Genomic DNA, 4,129 nt, shown 5'->3' on the forward strand with positions numbered 1-4,129 from the left:
GGCGCCAGGACGCTACTGAGAAAGCGGCGCCCCGCACCTTGAGGATCGATGACCAGGCATTGCAAAGGCGAACGAAACCTCCGCGTCTGGGTCGACCAGTTATGCCATACAAACTTCCAATTCGGACGCAATGTGGACGAATTGAGCTCTGCCAATACCCTTCATGACAACGGAGTACATAGTGACGCTTGAAGCAGACGTTCTGACCGCCTACCCGGCCGAGATCCCGATTCCTGCCGCGACTGTGGCTGATGCCTTGGCCGCCTCCAACGCGAAAACCCCTCGGGTGCTGGTGGTGCTTGACGACGACCCTACTGGAACTCAGTCAGTTGCAGATCTGCCGGTCCTCACCCGATGGGAGGCGTCGGACTTTATTTGGGCGTTCGAACATATTGCCCGAAGCGGCTGCAAGCCTGCCGTCTACGTCCTCACGAACTCCAGGAGCCTGGACCCGGACGAGGCCGCCGTACGCAATGAGGAAGTGGTCCGGAACGCCCTCGCTGCCGCAGGGTCCCTTGAGGAACTGCACCTAAGCTTCGTCAGCCGCAGCGATTCCACCCTTCGTGGTCACTACCCGCTGGAGCCCGACGTGATTGCCGCCACCGTGGCGGATGTCAGCGGGGAAAAGACCGACGGCGTGGTGCTGGTCCCGGCCTTCCCGGACGCCGGGCGGGTCACGATCGGCGGCGTCCATTACATGCGCGGCACGGGCGACGCGGCCGGCACACTGACCCCGGTCTCCGACACCGAGTTTGCCAAAGATGCGACCTTCGGCTTCACCACCTCGGTGATGGCCGACTATGTTGAGGAAAAATCCCACGGCCGCTTCGCTGCGGACTCGGTGATCGTGCTGGACCTCAACATCATCCGAGCCGGGGCAGCGGCCAGCGACCCGGCTGACGGTGCACAGATCAGTGCCAACGCGATCGCCGACGCGATCGAAGCCGCCACCGACTCCACCCCGATTGTGGCCGACATCGTCTCCGAAAACGACCTCCGTGCCCTCTCCCTGGGCCTCGAGGAAGCCGAACGCCGCGGTAAGAAACTCCTCTACCGCGTGGGGCCGCCGTTCGTCCGCGGCCGCATCGGGCAGGAAATCCGTACCGCCCTGACCGCCAAAGAGGCCTACCAGGGAAACACCCCCTCCACAGCCGGTGGGCTGATCGTGGTTGGCTCGCACGTAGGGGTCACCACGCGTCAGCTGAACGTCCTCACGGCGGAACACCGCTCGGCGCGCACCATCGAGATCGACGTCGAGAAACTGCTCGGCGCCCGTGCTGATGCCTATTTGGACCAGATAGTGGACACGGTCGTTGAAGCCCTCCGCGGCGGCGATGTCATCGTCCATACCAGCCGGCTGGTGATCAAGACGAACGACCCTGCCGAAAGCCTGCGGATCGCACGCACGGTATCCGCCGCCGTCGTCGCCGTCGTGAACCGCACGCTCCAGACCTTCCCGCCGCGCTTCGTGATCGCCAAGGGCGGCATTACGTCCTCGGACGTCGCCGCGCACGGCCTGGAAATCCGGCACGCGATTGTCCGCGGCCCCATGCTCCCGGGCATCGTCTCGCTCTGGGAACCGGTGGACGGCCCCGCCAAGGGCATCCCAAACATCGTGTTCGCCGGCAACGTGGGCGATGACCAGTCCCTCGCAGACGTCACCCGCAAGCTCAGCAACACCTTTTAACCCGGAAATTTGGGACGAACATGAGCCGAGCCAGGATCGTCCTGACGTTCCTCCACTGGATCCTAATGAAAGGCCTAGGCTTCTGATGCGTACCCGACTGGACCATCTGGTCACCTCCGCCCTACAGCACGGCTCGGCCGTTCCCGCCTTCACCTGCTACGACTTCACCACCGCCCTGGCCGTGGTGGAAGCGGCCGAGGAAGCCTGCCGCGGCGTCATCCTGCTGGTGGCACCCAAGACCGCCGCCACCCCCAACGGCCTGCGGCTGGTCGCAGCGCTGCGGGGCCTGGCGGACGCCGCCGACGTTCCCGTGGCGCTCCAGCTGGACCACGCCTTAGACCTGAAAGTGATGTCCGACGCCGTCGCGGCGGGGGCGGATTCCGTCCTCGCGGACGGTTCCTCCCTTCCCTACGAGGACAACATTGCGCTCGTCGTTGCGGCCCGCGCGTTGCTGGGTCCCGACGTCGTGCTTGAAGCAGAGCTGGGCGGCCTTGCCGGAGATGAGGACCGCGCGTTCGGTGCTGACCAGTCCGGTGTCTCCGTGGCCGGCCTGACCGATTCTGCCCAGGTGGAAAACTTCGTGTCCCGCACCGGAGCCGAATTGCTGGCCGTGGCGGTGGGCAACGTCCACGGCAAATACAAGGGCGAGCCCCAGCTACGCTGGGACGTCCTCCAAGACATCGCGGTGCGGACCCACATCCCCCTGGTGCTGCACGGCGCCTCCGGCATCCCTGCGGATGAACTGGTGAAGGCGGCAGCCATGAACGTGGGCAAGGTCAACTTCAATACCGAGCTCCGCACCGGCATCTTGGCCACCCTGCAGGAACAGCTAGAGGGACACCGGGCCGACGGTGAGAACCTCCAGAGCCTGCTGGGTCATTGGAACACCACAGCCAGGAATTTCGCTGTCAGCGCGCTGGCCACCCTCACCCGCTAAACGCATCCCCCATAAAAATCGCCAACTGCCGATACCGGCTCTCTTCTTACGGTGCTTGGCACTGCTGAACAGCGCCAAAGGGGCTGCTCTAATCGGGCCTGGCTTGATGCGTAGACCGCACGCCTCAAGCCAGGCCCCGCGTATTACGCCAGCGGACGTATGCACGCAGCTGCTATAACGGCGCAAGATATCCAGTGCCTCCGCTGGGTCCAGCCGGAGCGGCCAGCAGTCCCGCCGCGGCGGCAGGCCTACTCGGTTGCCGAGCAATGCGGAGGCAGGTGCTGCTCTGTAGCGGGAGGAACCGCTCGGACAACCATCACCATCGTGACTGGCTGTCCAAGGCCCGGAAAAAATCCGCCGATGGCCAAAAAGGGCCTCCTTGCAACCACGAAAGCTCGAGTAACCAGGGCACGAATGCCAGCGTAATTACTGCTCCCGCAAGGCTGACTACGACAGGCACGTCCCGGCTTCCAACGGACGAGAAGGACCGCCAGCAGTAGCTGGGAAGCTAAGGATGCCGCCGAACGGGCTGCTAGCAGGGTACCCAAGATGAGAGAGGGCAAGCCTATGTCTTCTCCCAGGAGTGGGAGAAGACATAGGAATATTTGTGGTGGCCGACAGCGACGGAAGCAGTCAACCACCCAAAGGCCGCATCCACGGACGCGTAGATGGGGCCCGACGGCAAGGAGCACAGCCTTCCGGCAGTCACGATTCACCGCGGGCAGCTGTCACCCGTCCATATCATGCCGAGCCATCAGAGCTGCGGCCACCGGTACGAGCGCAAACGATGTCGACGTCAGGCCAGGGTCAAGCGGGGAGCTCCGCGACGCGCTGAGCGAGGTAGTCCACGCCGATACGAGGGCTCGACAGAACTGTCATCTTGGTCTTTTCCTGGAGAACACCAGCAAGACGGTTCATGGATGCTTGCGCAAGAACGATCATGTCAACGCTTTTAGCGAGGTCTGTCGCCTGCTCAATGATCATGGCATCGTGCTTTTCGCGATCCCCCGCCATGAGGACTGAGAATGCTCCTTCGCACAACCGCTGCTCGAGTGTAATGCTGCGCCCGGTTTCATCCGCTTTGGCCTGGATCAGATCTGATGTCGGACCAAGCGTGGTTGGCACGGTGGCCAGGACGCCAATGCGGTTGCCTTCACGGGCGGCGCGCATCGCCATCGCCTCATCAATTTTCACCACTGGGGTTTGAACGTTTTGGGCGGCGACGTCCAGAGCCGGTCCCAAAGAAGAGCATGCAGAAAATATGATGTCCGCGCCCGCAGCTTCTGCCGCCTGAGCCAGATGGGTCATCCGTGCCTCACTGTTGGGTGAAATACCTTGCTCGCGCACAACTGTGGCCAAAACGTCAGAGTCAACAAAGTGCATGACTTCAGCATCGGGAATGAGCTCAGCAATGAGGTCATTGATCACAGGCTCGACAGAAACGAAAACAAAACTTGTGTGCAGAATCGCGATCTTCTTGGGCATGCTGTTACTTCCTCTTGGTG

3 protein-coding genes are annotated in these 4,129 nt (G+C 62.8%); 2 read left to right on the forward strand and 1 reads right to left on the reverse strand.

What is annotated here, in order from left to right; translation table 11 throughout:
- Positions 1-181 precede the first annotated feature (181 nt).
- Positions 182-1,687, forward strand: coding sequence for a four-carbon acid sugar kinase family protein (locus tag J2805_RS23850; protein WP_309980539.1), 1,506 nt, complete (start codon positions 182-184; stop codon positions 1,685-1,687).
- An 85-nt stretch (positions 1,688-1,772) separates the two neighbouring features.
- On the forward strand, positions 1,773-2,624 hold the full coding sequence (locus J2805_RS23855) for a class II fructose-bisphosphate aldolase (protein ID WP_309980540.1): 852 nt from the start codon (positions 1,773-1,775) through the stop codon (positions 2,622-2,624).
- A gap of 807 nt (positions 2,625-3,431) precedes the next feature.
- On the opposite strand, the gene J2805_RS23860 is transcribed toward J2805_RS23855, so the two are convergent.
- Positions 3,432-4,109: an aspartate/glutamate racemase family protein gene (locus tag J2805_RS23860; protein WP_309980543.1), complete on the reverse strand. Its 678-nt coding sequence runs from the start codon at positions 4,107-4,109 to the stop codon at positions 3,432-3,434.
- Positions 4,110-4,129: the final 20 nt, after the last annotated feature.

Source organism: Arthrobacter oryzae, from assembly GCF_031454875.1.
Classification (GTDB): domain Bacteria; phylum Actinomycetota; class Actinomycetes; order Actinomycetales; family Micrococcaceae; genus Arthrobacter; species Arthrobacter oryzae_D.